This is a genomic window from Pseudomonas sp. BSw22131 (assembly GCF_026810445.1).
GTDB classification, from domain to species: domain Bacteria; phylum Pseudomonadota; class Gammaproteobacteria; order Pseudomonadales; family Pseudomonadaceae; genus Aquipseudomonas; species Aquipseudomonas huanghezhanensis.
Map to the genome: position 1 here is coordinate 2,810,649 of NZ_CP113949.1, position 16,133 is coordinate 2,826,781.

Consider the following 16,133-nt stretch of genomic DNA (forward strand, 5'->3'; position numbering starts at 1 on the left):
ATGGCCAGCAGAAAGAATCCCCAGTAAAAGGGGACTGATTTATTTAAAAGCAGACTGATATAAACCAATCTGCGAAATCTGTCTTTCATCAGCAAGTCACTCTGCAGTTTTCCTGGTTTCAGCTCACCCACCGGTCAAAACGGCCTGTTCCGACTCAGCGGCCAATGCGGCAACAATACCAGCGCTACCCTGGCAGGCACCGGCCCACAAAGCTGGACATTCACAGGGGCGTGCGTGGCTGCCGCTCAGCGTGATCAAGCGCTTCCAGCCATGCAGACGCGGGATATCAAGTCACCTCTGCTGATCAAGTGTCGAGTGCAACGCGCCAGCTAAGCGGCGCCACTCGCCTAAACTCGGGCGTTAGTGCCAACGCCTCTGAGTTCGACACCTCCATCCCCTCAGATTCCGGCAGCACTGGGTTCGCGGTCCCCGGCTATCAGTCAGGCGCAGGGATTGTGCCGGCGTCGGTAACGTCATTGCCGTGAAGCCGCTGCCGGGCCAGATCGCATTCATTCAGACCGTCTCCAGGGTAGAAGGCCTTCCGGCGACAGCCGCCAAGCCCAGCGCCAACAATACCTGGGTAAAAGGGGACTGATTTATTTGAACGAGCTCAACACCACAAAGCTGGACCATCGGCGGCGCCAGCGTCTCAGTCGCTCAGCGTGAGCAAACCGTTTCTGACACCCAAGCCCGGAACATTCAAATCGATTCGGCCGGTCAGATATCGGCCTCCGCAGGCCAGTTGACCACAACAACTCGCCAAACTACCGGTCAGGTGATTTCCGCACCAGGCATCACCCGAGCCACCACAGCCACCGCGCAAAAAGTCAACAAAGTCCAGGGCCTGCCCAGCTATGCGGCGAGACCTAACGGCAATAAATACCTGATCGAAACCAACCCTGTGCTCACCGACCTCAAGCAGTTCATGAGTTCGGACTACCTGCTCTCCGGCCTCGGTTACGACCCTGACACCAGCGCTAAACGCCTGGGTGACGGTTTCTACGAACAGCGACTCGTGCAACAAGCCGTCACAGCCCGCACAGGTCAGGCCTTCATCGACGGACAGACCTCCAACGAGGCGCAGTTCAAGTACCTGATGAGCAACGCCATCGCCAGCAAGGATGCGCTCAACCTTTCGGTAGGCGTAGGCCTGACCGCGCAACAGGTCGCGGCCCTGACACATGACATCGTCTGGATGGAAGACGCCGTCGTCAACGGCGAAACCGTATTGGTTCCGGTGCTGTACCTAGCCAATGCCAACAACCGACTGGCGTCAAACGGCGCCCTGATTGCCGGTAAAGACGTCACCCTGATTGCAGGTGAAAACCTCGACAACGTCGGCACCCTGCGCGCCACCAACAACCTGTCGGCGACCGCAGGCAATGATCTGGTCAACAGCGGCTTGATCGAAGCGGGCAACCGCCTCGACCTGCTCGCGGGCAACGACATCGTCAACAAGGCGGGCGGGATTTCCGGTCGCGACGTGACCCTCACCGCCATCAACGGCGACGTGATCAACGAGCGCACCGTGACCTCGATGGACAGCAGCGTCCTCGGCCAGCGGCACAATGACTACGCCGACAACGCCGCCCGCATCGAGGCCGCCAACGACCTGAGCATTTCAGCCGGGCGTGACATCAACAACATCGGCAGCGATCTACAAAGCCGCCGCGACATGACCCTCAGTGCCGGTCGCGACGTCAACCTCGTCGCCACTCAAGTCACCAACAGCCTGGTTCGCGACAGCAAACACACCAGCAGCGACATCACGCAGACCGGCTCCACGGTCACTGCCGGTCGAGACATCTCGGCTCAGGCGGGGCGTGACATCAACGCCATCGCCAGCAGCATCGACGCCACGCGCGACATCGCCATGGCCGCCACCGAAAACATCAACATCAGCTCGGCGGCAGACGAAGAACACTCGTTAAGCAAGAGCAAAAAACTCACCGTTCAGGAAGATCACGTCAGCCAGGTGGCGACCGAAATCAAGGCCGGTGGCAGCGTCGCGATCAGCGCCGGACAAAACCTCGCGGTGACCTCCAGCCGCATCACCGCAGGCTACGAAGCGTATCTGGTCGCAGGCGACAAACTCGAAATCCTCGCCGCGCAAGACAGCGACTACTCGCTGTACGACAAAAAGAGCAAAGGCTCCTTCGGTGCCAAAAAGACCAAACGCGACGAAGTCACCAAGGTCACCAATATCGGCAGCGAAATCACCTCCGGCGGCAACATGGTCCTCGCAGCGGCGGCGACCAACGCTATCAGGTCGCCAAACTTAACAGCGGCAAAGACCTGACCATCAGCGGCGGCGCCATCACCTTCGAAGGCGTGAAAGACCTCAATCAGGAAAGCCACGAGAAGAGCAACACCAGCCTCGCGTGGAACTCGATGTCGGGCAAAGGCAACACCGACGAAACCCTGCGCCAGAGCGAACTCATCGCCAAGGGCAACCTTGCGATCAACGCGGTGGACGGGCTGCACATTGATGTGAAGCAGGTCAACCAACAGACCGTCAGTCAGGCAATTGATGCGATGGTCAAGGCAGATCCGGATCTGGCGTGGTTGAAGGAGGCAGAGAAGCGTGGGGATGTGGATTGGCGACAGGTCCAGGAGATTCATCAGTCGTTTAAGTACAGCAACTCTGGTCTCGGAGTAGCTGCTCAGTTGGCTCTCGCTATTTTGATGGCAGCATTTGTTGGGCCTGCAGCCATGGGGGCATTGACAACGGCGGGAGCAAGTACAGCTGTGGCAGCCGGCGGAGCGGCAGTTGCTGTAAGTGCTGCGACCACAGCGTCGAACAGTCTGATTAGTAACCGAGGAAACTTAGGCGCAGTGTTGAGGGACACTACGTCTAGCAGCGCAATTAAGGGCTATACAGTAAGTGGTATAACTGCAGGCCTTACAGCGGGGTTTTTCAATGATCTAACCGGGACAAAGATGGACCCTTTAACCGGAAAAATATCGGTCGATTTTTCGAGCATAGGGAATGTGGGGCGATTTACAGCCAGTCAACTGCTTCAGAATGGTACATCCACCGCGCTCAGCAAATCTTTGGGGATGAATGCCAGTTTTAAAGATGCGTTGGCTGCTTCTTTACTTAACACAGCCGCCGCAGTCAGTTTTGATGCCGCAGGAGGGCTTAGGTTGCCTGACGGTAGCGCAGGCAAAGTAGCACTCCACGCCTTGATTGGCGGAATACTGGCTGAGGCTTCCGGCGGCAGCTTTGCTGCTGGCGCAATCGCAGCTGGCGCAAACGAAGCACTGGCCACCGAGTTGCGTCGCGGTATTACACAACTGGCTCCGCATCAACGTGATTTGATGTTGACATCAGCTTCGCAAATGGTGGGATTACTGTCGGCGGTCTTGGTGGGCGGCGATGCCAAAGCGATAGCGGCGGGTGTTTGGATAGCAAAAAATGCCACTCAGTACAATTTCCTTAACCACTATGAAATGGAAGATTTTGTAGGGGATATGAAAGCATGTGGCGCTAGTGATAGCTGCTATCGAAATACTTGGACGGCGAAATACGGTAGTACATCCTACGATCAGTTGAGCCAAGACAATCTTAAGGACGCACTTGGTACGGTTGGGCCAGCTAGAGCAAGCGCGCTGCTGAATGAGGTCAAAGGAGGTCTGGCGGCGTTGGGTGAGCTGCAATGTACGACAGCTATTTGTGACTCTTACAAATTTACCCTGATCGAAAGGGCTATGACGGCAAAAGCTGATCTTGATAAGACTTTTGCAGAGGGGCAAGGTGTTGTCGCTGGAGTACTGATCGCTCCTGTTACAGCCATGGAAGCTATTAGTCAAAAAAGTGCTACCTCTGCTGAAGCTGCAGGCATGGAAAAGGCGTATGCTTACTGGGCTGAGGTGAGGGGTGCAAAAGCAATTGATAACTCGGTCATAGGCAAGCCAAGAACCGGGAGCGCAAATAAACTTCCTGATGGTCAGCACGGGTTCAATGACATAATTGATAACTATGCTGGGGATGCAGCTAAATTTGAGATACCAACCAAAGGGCCTGGTGGCGAGGTGGTAAGGGTGTACGAATTAAGACAAATTGAAGGCAGTAATAACGGAGTAGGTGGGGTTTTTGAGTGGATTGTTGATGAAGGCAACGTAACTCATCGACGATTTATTCCAGGTGGTCAAGTAACTGGCCTGCCCAACCAGATTCCGAAAAAATAAGGAAAGGGTAATGTCTCCATTTGGTATATTAATCGGTTTGGGTTTGGCTTGCTGGTCAACTATTTTTTTGGGATATAAAAAGGGCTGGATAAGTCGAGGAGATATTTTCGAATATGCCATGAACCAGCTTCTAAATGGTTGCGACAGCGAACGCGTTGCCATCATTGCTGGAGGCGAATATTTAAGCGATGAAGAGCTTCTTGAAGTTATCTCAAAACAAATGGAGGCGACGAATTGTGTTGCTGAAATGGATAAGTGGCGTTTGGCTTTTCTGCTTTGCATTGACGGGTCGAATGACAGTGACGAAAATAAAATAAAACGACTTCAGGAAATCTATGCGGACTTTGATTATCCGGAAGACATGGCTTCGTGCAGCATTTATTCTCAAGATGGTGTTGGCCCGCTTGTAGCTATGAGTCAAGTTTTGAAGGGGCTAAGAGAGAGGCTTTTACTCCGCTAACTTGATGGTGCAAAAGAAATACCTAAGGAATTAGGTAAAGTGTCTTTTGATGCAGCTAATGGTGTAGGAACCATCTACTCTCCAAGAGTCACCATGAGCGGAAGTGAAATAACATTTGATGAGTTTGCGATAGGGACTTCGAAAGGATTCATTGGCGTTGGTGCTGATGGGGCCGCTGAATTAGCAGGACCATTGAAGAAAATGCTTGCTTATGCTCAGTCCCAAGGTGCAGAAAAAATTACTCTGGTAAAAGGGGACTGATTTATTTGAACGAGCTCAACACCACAAAGCTGGACCATTGGCGGCGCCAGCGTCTCAGTCGCTCAGCGTGAGCAAACCGTCTCTGACACCCAAGCCCGGAATATTCAAATCGATTCGGCCGGTCAGATATCGGCTTCCGCAGGCCAGTTGACCACCACAACTCGCCAAAATAGCGGTCAGGGTAAAAGGGGACTGATTTATTTGAACGGGATAAAAAACTGAAAACGTTTGATTTGTTTGTCGGCACCGAAAGCTTTACCAAGGCTGGCGAGCCGGTTCTGGATGGGGCTATAGAGATGTGCGGGGAAGTGGAGCGATTTTTTTTACCCGTTTCGTACTGGTCAAGAGCTATGTACCTTAAAAGTTGGAAGCAGTCCTACTCTGACGGTTTAAAAGCTCGCAATCATTCGGCGCTAATCGTCTCTATGAGAGATCCTGAGCAAATTAACTTTTTTTTCTCTGGGTCTTATGCTATGAAGGTGAGAAAGTATTTATTCAGAATAAAGTGCTGTTTATGGATGAGATTTCAGGCTCATTTGATGCGTCCAACATCAATGAATATATAGAGGTTAGAGCGACTTTCAATGACGAAGGTAATCCGATTTCTGAATGGGAGGTAGAATTGAAAGACGTTTGCGCTTGTTTCGACAGAATGATTTGAGTAAAAGGGGACTGATAGGGACCCGCGCATTTAAAAGACCACAAATCAATCTGCGAAACATACTTTTCTTCGCGCCGCACTCAATTCCACAATCCGTAGCCCACCCAAAAATAAAAACGCATCCCCGCAAGCGACGATGCGTCTCAGACGACCAACTACAGACTCGGCTCAATTACCATCAGCAACCTTTCGCTCAATTTCTGCAGTTTTGCGATTCAGTTCTTCGACCTCTTGCTCTTTGGCGCGGTTGGAAGTCGGGGTTAAGAGTTCGTCGATCGCCTTGGTGTCGTCGTCGGTGTCTTCGAGGTCTCGCTTGACCACATTGACGGGCTTGCCGGAGGTGTCTTTGGTCAGGCCATTTAGTGGGGCTTCGGATTCATCGAACGTGTTGTTGTCGTTGCTCATGGGGGTTTCCTCGATTGGCTTGAAGTTTGGATGTCGAGGGTCTGGCGGAGTTCGGTGTTTTTCGGGGTCCGTGAAAGCTGATACGGGTTTGGGGTTGGGTAGCTTTGAGGACCGCTGCGCAGTCTATCGCCTGCAAGCAGGGCTCCCACGTCTTCGGCCGAGTCAAAGGACTTAGCATTCTGTAGAAGCCAGCTTGTTGGCGGGGCGTAGTCCGGGTCGAGTCAGGATTGACGTCTCGCGAATGAATTCGCTCCTACAGGTATTCGGCGGCTCGACTGTGTGGTGTCGCCCGCAACTGCAACTGCAACTGCAACTGCAACCGCAACCGCAAGTGCGGGGCTTAGCCCTTAGCCCCACCTTGCCCGATCTGCCACACGTAAGGCGGCTCGGTGCCGTTGATGCTCCAGTCGCCGACGATTCTGGCTTTGTAGATAAGCGGGTTGTGCGAGGCGACGGTGCGTGCATTGCGCCAGTGCCGATCCAGCGCTTTGTTGAGACTGATCCCGGACGCACCCAGCGCGTTGAACAGGTCGGTTGCGGCCCGCAGGATGAGATCGGAAACGATCACCTGCGCCTGGGACGTTTGTATTTCTGCAGCGATATTGGCAGCACGCTCACGGGCGGCGTCGCCCGAAAAACGCGCTTCGTACGCCTGTTGCAACGGCCGGGCGCTGCGCAGTGTCGTTGCCTGGGCGGCATAGACCTGCGCCGAAATCTGGCCCACCACCTGTTGAATCTGAGCATCGGCACTGACTGTCGGGGCGTTGCCATGGCTGTAGACGCGGGTGCGATCACGGATCTGCTGCGAGATGTCACGCTCGATTGCCCGGCCAGTCCCCGCCAGCACCGCGAGTAGCACCAACTGATAAAAGGCCGTCTGGTACTTGAAGCGGTCTTCGAACGGGATCAGGTGCGCGGCCGGCACAGGCACACGGTCGAACACCGATGTGCCGCTGCCGGTGGTGCGTTGGCCGAAGCCGTCCCAGTCATCGCGCTGGCTGACACCGGGATGGTGCGCGTCGACCACTGCGATCACGTCTGCGCCGTTGTCGGAGCGCTGGGCATACACATCAATCCAGTCAGCGAAAATGCTGCCTGTGCTGTAGTACTTTTTGCCGCTGAGCAAAAATCCGGCACCGTCCGGTGTGGCTTTGGTGATGACTTCCCCGAGCTTGACGTTGCCGACCTCGGTCCAGCCGTTACCTACCAGTTCCCCGGCGACGAAGCGCGCGAACCATTGGCTGCGTTCTTCGCTTGGCGGCGCGTTGAGGCGGTCTTCTACAAACGCAAAGTGCCCGCGCAACGATTGGGGAATGTTGGAATCCGCTTCGGCCAGTTCAATCAACAGCTCGAACAGTTGCTCGACCGAAGCACCCGCGCCGCCATATTCAACAGGCACGCGCACTGCGCCGAAGCCCGCCTGCTTCAGCCATTTGATCTGCTCGTACGGCAGCGAGCGCGCCTGTTCGCGCTCAACGGTGCCTGCTGCGATCTGCTGGAACAGCGGCCGAAAACGGTTGGCGAGTGTCTCGTAATCGGTACCCAGGGACAGCGGGTTGAGAGAGGTATCAGGCATCGTGATTTCCTGTCAGTGGCAACGACCGCCGGACTCGACGGCGCATGAGTGTCTGGCGAGATTGCACACTCTGTGCCTAAACGTAGCTGACTGATTTACAGGGAGTCCTGCCTCGCAAGCAGACTGACAAGTGTTGCCCGTTCAACAGCGCTGCTGGTTTGCTGGCTCCAGCGACACAACCGGCGACATACCGAAATCCTTGCCTGAAGTGTTTGCCGGGCAACAGGTGTTCAGCAAAAGCGCTGCGCGCCAAGTCATATATCCGACCGACTAAAACTGATAACCGTTTGAAATAAATACACATATTGGTTTGGCACAGTTGCTGCAATTTCTCCAGCAAGCAGGGGAGTACACGCACTTGGCGGCCACGCCGGGCGGCTCGCTTGCTCTGAACGGAGATCGATAGATGAGTCAGCACGTAATCAAATTCGCTTACTGGGTGCCTAACGTCAGCGGTGGCCTTGTGGTCAGCAAGATCGAGCAGCGCACTCATTGGGGCATCGAGTACAACCGCACACTGGCGCAGATTGCCGAGCGCTCGGGCTTCGAATACGCCCTGACACAGATTCGCTTCACCGCCGGTTACGGCGCAGACAACCAGCATGAATCGGTTGCGTTCAGTCACGCGCTGCTCGCTGCAACCGACAAGCTCAAAGTGATCGCCGCGATTCTGCCGGGGCCGTGGACGCCTGCCGTCGTGGCCAAGCAACTGGCGACCATTGACCAACTGACGGCCGGACGCGTGGCCATCAACATCGTCAGCGGCTGGTTCAAGGGCGAATTCCAGGCGATTGGCGAACCATGGCTTGAACACGATGAGCGCTATCGTCGCTCGGAAGAATTCATTCAGGCGCTCAAAGGCATCTGGACCACCGATAACTTCACCTTCAAGGGCGACTTCTACCGCTTCCACGATTACACCCTGCGGCCCAAGCCCATTCAGCAACCGCACCCGGAAATCTTTCAGGGCGGCAGTTCCCGTGCGGCACGGGACATGGCCGCACGCGTTTCCGACTGGTACTTCACCAACGGCAACACGGTGGAAGGCATAAAGGCTCAGGTGGATGACATCCGCGCCAAAGCCGCCGCCAACGGTCACTCTGTGAGGATCGGCGTTAACGCATTTATCATCGCCCGGGAAACCGAGGAAGAGGCCCGCGCGGTGCTGCAAGAGATCATCGACAAAGCCGACCCCGAAGCCGTGAATGCTTTCGGTGATGCTGCCAAACAAGCCGGCAAGGCCAGCCCGGAAGGCGAAGGCAACTGGGCAAAATCGACGTTTGCCGATCTGGTGCAATACAACGACGGTTTCAAGACCAACCTCATCGGCACACCCAGGCAAATTGCCGAACGTATCGTGGCGCTAAAAGCCGTGGGCGTTGATTTGGTGTTGTCTGCGTTTTTGCACTTTCAGGAAGAAGTCGAATACTTCGGCCAGCACGTCCTGCCGCTGGTGCGTGAACTGGAAGCAACGCGCCAGACTGTCGATGTCACCGCGACCGAAATCGCCTGAAGCCTGGCAAGAGCGTGAAGCCTGGAGCCAGAAGCCAGGCTGCCCACCATCGCCCCGCGCATTTGGCGCAAGGGCAGGTGGGCAGCGCGGTCGTCAGCTCATCCAGTTGCCGCCATCTACGTTGTAGGTTTGCGCCACGATGTAATCGCTCTCTTGAGAGGCCAGGAAAATCGCCATTCCGGCCAGGTCTTCGGCGGTCCCCATGCGGCCATACGGCACCTCCTGGCCGACGAGTTTCTTCTTCTCCCCAAGCGGGCGATTTTCATGTTTGGCGAACAACGCGTCCACGCCGTCCCAGTGCTCGCCATCCACAACCCCCGGGGCAATCGCATTGACGTTGATCTTGTGCTTGATGAGGTTCAAACCCGCAGACTGGGTCAGGCTGATCACCGCTGCTTTGGTTGCGCAGTAAACACCCACTAACGCCTCGCCACGACGCCCGGCCTGGCTCGCCATGTTGATGATCTTGCCGCCGTGCCCCTGAGCGATCATTTGCCGGGCTGCGGCCTGCAGGGTGAACAACGTGCCCGCGACGTTGATCGAGAACAGCCGTTCGTAGCTTTCGCGGGTGATGTCAGTGATGGGCGCCAGGTCGAACAGCGCGGCGTTGTTGATCAGGATGTCGAGCTTTGAGGTCTTGGCGACCACCTGAGCAATCGCGGCATCAATCGATGCCTGATCGGTGACGTCCATCTTCACCGGATAGGCCTGCGGTCCGAGTTCGTCGGCGGTCGCCTGCGCGCGTGCCAGATCGATGTCGGCAATGGCGACGGTTGCGCCTTCGCGAATGTAGGCCTCAGCGTACGCGCGCCCGATACCGCGGGCTGAGCCGGTGATCAGGGCGCTTTTTCCATCGAGTCGTTTCATGTGATGTTCATCCACTCGGCAAGTAAGGCGATCCGTTGCAAGGGTCGCTTGAGCAAGTTTTGGGTGGCTGCCGCGTGTTGTGCGGCAGCAAGCGCTGGGTGTCAGTGCTTGGGATAACCGGCGCGCTTCATTTCCCTGAGCGTGGTCGACTGCGCCGAACTCAGTGCTTGCTCCACCGACATCTGGCCGGTGAGGGCTGCTGAAAACAGCTTGCCGACGGACGTGCCGATGGCTTGGAACTCAGGAATGGTCACGTATTGAATGCCCACATACGGCACCGGCTTGGCCGAGGGATGAGCCGGGTCCGCGTTCTGCATCATTTGCAGCGTTACCTTGGCGAACGGGGCTGCTTTTAAGTACTCATCGCTGTAGGTCGAGGTGCGCGTACCCGGTGGTACGTTGGTGATGCCTTCCTTCTGCGCGACCAGCTGAATGTAGTCTTTTGAGGTGGCCCAGCTAATGAAGGCGGTGGCGGCTTCCTTGTGTTTGGACGTGGCGGGGATCGCCAGTGACCAGGCGTACAACCACGAGGCGCCCTTATCGGTGACTTCCACGGGCGCGGGGGCAAAGCCGACACTGTCGACCACCCGGCTCTGCTCCTTGTCAGTGGTGAAGGAGCCCGCGACGCTGGCGTCCACCCAAATGGCGCATTTGCCGCTGTTGAACAGCGCCAGGGTTTCATTGAAACCGTTGCTTGAAACGCCCGGCGGACCATAGTGCTTGAGGGTGTTCACGTAGAAGTTGGCCGCCGCCGTCCATTCAGGGCTGGTCAGTTCGGGCTGCCATTGCTCGTCGAACCAGCGCGCGCCAAAGGTGTTGGCCATCGTCGTCAGCAACGCCATGTTCTCACCCCAACCGGCTTTACCCCGCAGGCACATGCCGTACTGGTCCTTGTCCGGGTGGTGCAGCTTGGCAGCGAACTCGCCCAGCTGGGTCCAGGTCGGGTGCTCTGGCATGCTCAAACCTGCTTCCTTGAACAGATCCTTGCGGTAATAGGTGACCGTGCTTTCGCCATAGAAGGGCAGTGCATAGAGCGTGTCATTGACAGACAGGCCCTGACGGACCGAGGGGAAGATGTCGTCGAGGTCATAACTGGCGGGAAGATTTTTCATCGGCTCCAGCCAGTTCTTCGCCGCCCACAGAGGTGTTTCGTAGGTGCCGATGGTCAGTACGTCGAACTGGCCGCCCTGGGTCGCGATGTCGGTGGTGAGACGTTGGCGCAGGACGTTTTCTTCGAGCACGACCCAGTTGAGCTTGATGTCCGGGTGTTGCGCTTCAAACACTTTGGACAGCCGCTGCATGCGGATCATGTCGCTGTTGTTGACGGTTGCAATGGTGATTGTCTCGTCAGCGTGACTGACTAACGCCACCGACAACCCCGCGCACAGAAGCAGCGCTTTAGGCGATATCTTCATGGAAGCTCTCCACTCCACGCCAACCGGCGCAGACCTTTTATTGTTGTTGTAAGCCACTGTCGGGCAAATGCGAACATCGGTGCAGTGGCGTGCCGAGGTGATTACATCAGCTCACCTGCACCGCAACAAACGCGTTGCGCATCGCGCACTGATACTTTTTTGTCCACTCGGGGAGAGGGTGCCTGCGGTTAAAAAAGTATCAGCGCCTTGCAGCGCTGGTGTTTGAGAGCGACCAATCGGCGAGGTATCGTGCGAGCCGGCGAACACGCATATAACGATAAAAAAGGTGCAGATCATGTCGGACAGGCGCACGGCCCTTTTTGAGCAACTGCCGGCGGAGCTGGAAATCATTCTGCCGCTGCCAGAGCAAAGCTTTCGCTGGTATGAGCATGACTATCCATACCCGCTTGCGCGCTGGAATCATCACCCGGAGTTTGAAATCCACCTGATCCGTCACGGCAGTGGGAAGTTGCTGGCGGGTGACTACATCGGCGCATTCAGTGCCGGTCACGTCGCCATGATCGGCCCCGACTTGCCGCACGACTGGATGGGGGATCTGGCGCCGGGTGAATACCTGACCGGCCGCGACGTGGTTCTGCAATTCGACGGCGCCGCCTTGCTGGCTCTGCGTCAGACGCTGCCTGAACTCGGCGACCTGCACCACCTGTTCGACCGCGCGCGTCGGGGCCTGGAGTTTACCGGCGAGACGGCAACCCAGGCGGCTGTGCTGCTTGAGTCCATCGGCACCGCGCAAGGCTTGCAGCGCCTGGTGCTATTTCTGCAACTGCTCGACGCACTGATGCTCGCGCCAGCCGCGCATTCCCATACCCTGGCCAGTGGCTGTTATGCGCCAGCCCTGGACGCAAAGGGTCAGGCACGCATCCACAAGGCGTTCGATTACTTGCAGCAGGAATTGACCGGGGATGTGCGTCTGTCGGTGATAGCTGAGCGCCTCAACATGAGCGAGCCAGGGTTCTCGCGGTTCTTCAAGCGTGCGACCGGCCACGGCTTTATCGACCTGATGCGCAAATTAAGGGTGCAACGCGCGTGTCGCCTGTTAACCCAGACAAAGATGTCGGTCGCTGATGTGTGCTTTGAAGTGGGTTACGGCAATCTTTCAAACTTCAATCGACACTTTCTGGTTGAAATGAAGCAGACACCAAGTGATTACAGACGTGTCGCAGCGAGAAAGGCCGCCGGGAGCAAAGCCGTAATGCCCGTAGATGGTTGAAAACAGACTCATTTGAGTGGGCTTTATTGGTTTTCTGGTGCCAATTAATCATTTTAAACGTGACGCAATAGCGCCAAATTCTCCAGCCGATATCACCTCAATGCGATGGTTTTTGCAACGTTGAGGGCCCGTCATGCTTAATAAGGTCCTTAAAAAACAGCTGGTGGCGCCCACGGAAGAAATCGCAAGTTTCAAAGGAATGATTGCAGCACTCGACCGCGCCATGGCAGTGATCGAGTTTGATCTGAATGGCAATATTCTAACGGCCAACAATAACTTCCTCGGCACCATGGGTTATCGACTCACCGACATCAAAGGCAAACATCACCGATTGTTTTGCGCGCCGTCGTTGGTCAACAGCAGCGAATACACAGACTTCTGGCGCAGGCTCAATGCGGGCGAGTTCTTTACCGGACAGTTCAAGCGCGTTGGCAAGGACGGCCGGACCGTGTGGCTGGAGGGCAGCGACAACCCGGTGTATGACGCTGAAGGCAAGTTGTGCAAAGTGGTCAAGTTCGCCAGCGACATCACCGTGCGCGTTGAAAAGTTCGAGGCAGACTCCCTCGGCGCCTCCCGTGCGTATCACATCTCGGCGGAGACCGAACGCGTCGCGGAGCAGGGCACGCAGGTGATCAACGACACCGCGAGCGAGATGCGCTCCATTGCAGAAAGCATCGGCGCCTCGGCCCGGTTGGTCGGGCAACTGGGCGATCGCTCAGAGTAGATCACGGCGATCGTCAACACCATTCGCGGCATCGCGGACCAGACCAACCTGCTGGCACTTGATCTGACGGGAACCGGCAGTAAATCCATCCGCCTCGGTATGACCGATGCACTGCGGTGACTGATGTAGGAGCGCTTTGCGCTCGATCGCCGGCAAGCCGGGCTCCCACGCCCTGTGGGCAGAAGCAAAGCAGCCTGAGGTCAATGCCCGATGCCACTTGTTGGAGGCTTGCCCGCGAAGGGGTTGTGTCAGAGGGTAGATCAGCTGCATGAACCCAAGCCTCCTCGCGCAAGCCTTGCTCCAACAAGCTGCGCCACTCGCTCTAACAAGGCTGCGCCAAACGCTGCACATCTCTGTAAGCGCCATCCTGAAACAAGACTCAGTGAACTTACTTCAACGGCCTTGGCTCGAAGCTAACTCACAGATTTCTATAGAGGATTTACCCGTGCGCAGAATTCTATTGTCTACGCTGATGCTGGTCGGCTCACTCGGCCTGGCAGCTTGCGACTCCAAGTCCGAAGACAAGGCTCAACAAGCTGAGCATCACGCCGAACAGGCCCAGGACAACATGAAAGACGCCGCCAAGGAGCAAGCCAAGGCGGATAAAGCTGGGGCCGAGTCCAAGGCAGCCGCTGCCGACGAAGCCAAGACCTTCGTGCCCACCAGCGAAGTGCCTAAATCCATCGAGACACCCGCCAAAAACTGATTCCGCTTGCGGACACAATCTGGCCACCCCGGCGCCTCTCAGTCAGCCAGAAGCTGATGCCCGGCGATCTGTGAATCGCCAGCATCCATAGGTTGATCGAGCGGCACGTCGAGGGTCGCTGTCAGCCCGCCAGCCGGCTCATTATCAAGACTGATCGTTCCACCCAGGCGTGTGGCGACGGTCTGCACGATAGTCAACCCCAGCCCGACGCCCTGATCGTTGCCACGGCTGTAAAACCGCTCGAACAAACGCTTGCGTGCCGCCTCATCGACACCCGGTCCCTGATCGGTCACGCTGAGCACGAAGCGCTGCGCGTCAAACCTCAGGCTGACACTCACAAGTCCGCCCTCCGGGGAAAAATTCACCGCATTGGTCAGCAGGTTCTGCAGCGCAATGTCGATCGCCGGAAAATCCGTCTCTAGCTGGCGCGCAGGTTCATTGCATTCAAAAGACAGCTCGAGCTTTTTGCTCAACACCCACGGCGTCATCTGCGCCAGGCTCTGGCGTATGGCGCCGACCAGATCCGCAGTGGCGTTCTTCATCGGCCCGGCGTTAGGCTCCATGCGGGCAATGGTCAGCAGCTGGTTGACCAGCCGGGTCGTGCGGTCTACCCCGATAATCAAGTAATTCAACGACTGCTGCCGTTGCTCCTCATTGCGCGCTTCCAGCACGTTCTGCGCATGCACCCGCAGCACGGCCAATGGGGTGCGCATCTCATGGGCAGCGTCGGCGATAAAGCGCCGCTCGCGGCTGAGCACCTCCTGAATTTGCCCCAATAGCCGGTTCAGTGCTGCCTGCATGGGTTCAAGCTCCCCGGGCAGCGGCGCCATCTGCAGCGGTTCCAGCGAACCGGGATGACGACCGCGCAGCGTGGCGGCAAGGTCAGCCAAAGGCTTGAGGCCCCAGCCAATCGCCAGCCAGATAGCGACCATCAGCAGCAGGCTGCCGACCAGATTGGGCACCACGGTGTGACGAACGATGCGGTTGACGAGGTCCGAGCGCACATCGTCGCGCTCGCCGACCCAGATCAGCAGGCCGTGTTCTGCGTCGGTGAGCACGAACGCGCGCCATTGGTGTTTACCCAGATCGGTCACGTTGCTGAAACCGATGGTTTGCGGTGCGTGAGTGAATGTCGGCGCGCTGGGGGTATGGACAAGTAATTTGCCCTGCAGATCCCACACCTGGAACGCGATTTTGCTCTCATAGGGGTGGCCGTCGACACGGGTCTCGGCCTGGCCCAGCGCCTGATTGAACGCCTGATACAACTGCGCATGGGCCTCTCGCGCCATCGGCATGCGCATCACCCCTTGCAGCAACCGGGCGTTCTGCGCCAACTGGGCGTCGTAGACCTCGGCGATTTCGTGGTTGCTGTCATGCACATTGACCAGCGTCAGCAGTAGCAGGCCAGCCGTCACCAAGCCAAGAATAAGCGTCAGCGTACGGCGACGAATCGAGTTCAAGGGCGATCCTCCACCAGATAGCCCACCCCTCGAACGGTGCGAATCAAGTCGCTGGAGAACTTCTTGCGCAGGTGATGAATATGCACTTCGAGGGTGTTGCTTTCTGCTTCCTCGTTCCAGCCATACAGCAGCTGAATCAGCCGCTCACGGGTCATCACGCGACCCGGGGGCGACAGCAGTTCGTAAAGCAGTTGGTATTCCTTGGGCGTCAGCGGTACAGGCGTGTTGTGGTAGGTGACCTGTTGCGTGGCGGGGTCGAGACTGATCCCTGCGTGCTCGATCAGCATGCGGGCGCGCCCGGCACTACGCCGAAGCAAGGCCCGCAGCCGGGCCTTGAGTTCCGAGAGATCGAAGGGTTTGACCAGGTAATCGTCGGCGCCTGCGTCCAGCCCGGCGATACGGTCTTCGGTAGCGTCACGCGCGGTGAGGATCAACACCGGCAGCGTTGAGCCGCTCTCGCGCATGCGCCGCATCACCTCCAGCCCATCCATCCTCGGCAGGCCGAGGTCAAGAATCGCCACATCGAAGGTTTCGCTGAGCAATGCGTGCAGGGCGCTGGTGCCGTCTTTCAACCAGTCGACCGTATACCCTTCGCGGCTCAAGGCCTGATGAATCCCTTCGCCCAGTGCAACATCGTCCTCAATCAACAGCAAACGCATGAAC

At 57.0% G+C, this 16,133-nt stretch carries 12 protein-coding genes and 3 pseudogenes; 8 read left to right on the forward strand and 7 right to left on the reverse strand.

Annotated elements, in window-relative coordinates:
• The first annotated feature begins 1,096 nt into the window (after positions 1 to 1,096).
• From OYW20_RS12455 to OYW20_RS26245, 4 genes and pseudogenes are all read left to right on the forward strand, one after another.
• Positions 1,097 to 4,191: pseudogene (locus tag OYW20_RS12455) on the forward strand (DUF637 domain-containing protein).
• Between the two features lie 10 nt (positions 4,192 to 4,201).
• A complete protein-coding gene (locus tag OYW20_RS12460; RefSeq protein ID WP_268800973.1) occupies positions 4,202 to 4,651 on the forward strand; it encodes a DUF2247 family protein in 450 nt (149 codons plus the stop codon).
• Positions 4,652 to 4,690: 39 nt separating this feature from the next.
• Positions 4,691 to 4,912 (forward strand): hypothetical protein, encoded by a 222-nt coding sequence (locus OYW20_RS12465; protein WP_268800974.1) that lies wholly within the window; start codon positions 4,691 to 4,693, stop codon positions 4,910 to 4,912.
• Between the two features lie 350 nt (positions 4,913 to 5,262).
• Positions 5,263 to 5,573: pseudogene (locus OYW20_RS26245) on the forward strand (hypothetical protein).
• A gap of 168 nt (positions 5,574 to 5,741) precedes the next feature.
• On the opposite strand, the gene OYW20_RS12470 reads toward OYW20_RS26245, so the two are convergent.
• Positions 5,742 to 5,978 carry a hypothetical protein gene (locus OYW20_RS12470; protein WP_268800975.1) on the reverse strand — a complete coding sequence of 79 codons (237 nt, stop codon included), beginning with the start codon at positions 5,976 to 5,978 and terminating at the stop codon, positions 5,742 to 5,744.
• A 340-nt stretch (positions 5,979 to 6,318) separates the two neighbouring features.
• On the reverse strand, positions 6,319 to 7,554 hold the full coding sequence (locus OYW20_RS12475) for an acyl-CoA dehydrogenase family protein (protein WP_268800976.1): 1,236 nt from the start codon (positions 7,552 to 7,554) through the stop codon (positions 6,319 to 6,321).
• A 406-nt stretch (positions 7,555 to 7,960) separates the two neighbouring features.
• Between OYW20_RS12475 and sfnG the strand changes: the two genes are divergently transcribed.
• On the forward strand, positions 7,961 to 9,067 hold the full coding sequence (gene sfnG / locus OYW20_RS12480) for a dimethylsulfone monooxygenase SfnG (RefSeq protein WP_268800977.1): 1,107 nt from the start codon (positions 7,961 to 7,963) through the stop codon (positions 9,065 to 9,067).
• A gap of 93 nt (positions 9,068 to 9,160) precedes the next feature.
• Here the strand turns inward: sfnG and OYW20_RS12485 are convergent, their stop codons facing one another.
• Positions 9,161 to 9,934, reverse strand: coding sequence for an L-iditol 2-dehydrogenase (locus OYW20_RS12485; protein WP_268800978.1), 774 nt, complete (start codon positions 9,932 to 9,934; stop codon positions 9,161 to 9,163).
• A 101-nt stretch (positions 9,935 to 10,035) separates the two neighbouring features.
• Positions 10,036 to 11,349, reverse strand: a complete 1,314-nt coding sequence (locus OYW20_RS12490; RefSeq protein ID WP_268800979.1) for an ABC transporter substrate-binding protein — start codon at positions 11,347 to 11,349, stop codon at positions 10,036 to 10,038.
• 295 nt (positions 11,350 to 11,644) lie between these two features.
• Here OYW20_RS12490 and OYW20_RS12495 point away from each other — a divergent pair, with 295 nt between their 5' ends.
• Complete coding sequence (locus OYW20_RS12495; protein WP_268800980.1) at positions 11,645 to 12,580, forward strand: AraC family transcriptional regulator; 936 nt, start codon at positions 11,645 to 11,647, stop codon at positions 12,578 to 12,580.
• Positions 12,581 to 12,782: 202 nt separating this feature from the next.
• Positions 12,783 to 13,367, forward strand: a pseudogene (locus tag OYW20_RS12500) (PAS domain S-box protein); the annotation flags it as partial.
• On the opposite strand, the gene OYW20_RS12505 reads toward OYW20_RS12500, so the two are convergent.
• A complete protein-coding gene (locus tag OYW20_RS12505; protein ID WP_268801258.1) occupies positions 13,296 to 13,574 on the reverse strand; it encodes a hypothetical protein in 279 nt (92 codons plus the stop codon). The pseudogene OYW20_RS12500 and the gene OYW20_RS12505 overlap by 72 nt on opposite strands.
• A 202-nt stretch (positions 13,575 to 13,776) precedes the next feature.
• Between OYW20_RS12505 and OYW20_RS12510 the strand changes: the two genes are divergently transcribed.
• On the forward strand, positions 13,777 to 14,010 hold the full coding sequence (locus OYW20_RS12510; RefSeq protein ID WP_268801112.1) for a hypothetical protein: 234 nt from the start codon (positions 13,777 to 13,779) through the stop codon (positions 14,008 to 14,010).
• A 38-nt stretch (positions 14,011 to 14,048) separates the two neighbouring features.
• Here OYW20_RS12510 and OYW20_RS12515 read toward each other — a convergent pair whose 3' ends face one another.
• Both OYW20_RS12515 and OYW20_RS12520 read right to left on the reverse strand, forming a co-directional pair.
• Positions 14,049 to 15,470 (reverse strand): ATP-binding protein, encoded by a 1,422-nt coding sequence (locus tag OYW20_RS12515; RefSeq protein ID WP_268800981.1) that lies wholly within the window; start codon positions 15,468 to 15,470, stop codon positions 14,049 to 14,051.
• Entirely contained in the window at positions 15,467 to 16,129 is a 663-nt protein-coding gene (locus OYW20_RS12520; protein WP_268800982.1) for a response regulator, read from the reverse strand. The genes OYW20_RS12515 and OYW20_RS12520 overlap by 4 nt, the downstream gene beginning before the upstream one ends.
• Positions 16,130 to 16,133: the final 4 nt, after the last annotated feature.

What these genes read in the sequence shown, in the direction of transcription:
- sfnG (WP_268800977.1), top strand. Translation starts at nt 7,961, where the DNA reads ATGAGTCAGCACGTAATCAAATTCGCTTACTGGGTGCCTAACGTCAGC.
- OYW20_RS12510 (WP_268801112.1), top strand. Translation starts at nt 13,777, where the DNA reads ATGCTGGTCGGCTCACTCGGCCTGGCAGCTTGCGACTCCAAGTCCGAA.
- OYW20_RS12505 (WP_268801258.1), bottom strand. Translation starts at nt 13,574, where the DNA reads ATGCAGCTGATCTACCCTCTGACACAACCCCTTCGCGGGCAAGCCTCC.
- OYW20_RS12490 (WP_268800979.1), bottom strand. Translation starts at nt 11,349, where the DNA reads ATGAAGATATCGCCTAAAGCGCTGCTTCTGTGCGCGGGGTTGTCGGTG.
- OYW20_RS12460 (WP_268800973.1), top strand. Translation starts at nt 4,202, where the DNA reads ATGTCTCCATTTGGTATATTAATCGGTTTGGGTTTGGCTTGCTGGTCA.
- OYW20_RS12475 (WP_268800976.1), bottom strand. Translation starts at nt 7,554, where the DNA reads ATGCCTGATACCTCTCTCAACCCGCTGTCCCTGGGTACCGATTACGAG.
- OYW20_RS12485 (WP_268800978.1), bottom strand. Translation starts at nt 9,934, where the DNA reads ATGAAACGACTCGATGGAAAAAGCGCCCTGATCACCGGCTCAGCCCGC.
- OYW20_RS12470 (WP_268800975.1), bottom strand. Translation starts at nt 5,978, where the DNA reads ATGAGCAACGACAACAACACGTTCGATGAATCCGAAGCCCCACTAAAT.
- OYW20_RS12520 (WP_268800982.1), bottom strand. Translation starts at nt 16,129, where the DNA reads ATGCGTTTGCTGTTGATTGAGGACGATGTTGCACTGGGCGAAGGGATT.
- OYW20_RS12495 (WP_268800980.1), top strand. Translation starts at nt 11,645, where the DNA reads ATGTCGGACAGGCGCACGGCCCTTTTTGAGCAACTGCCGGCGGAGCTG.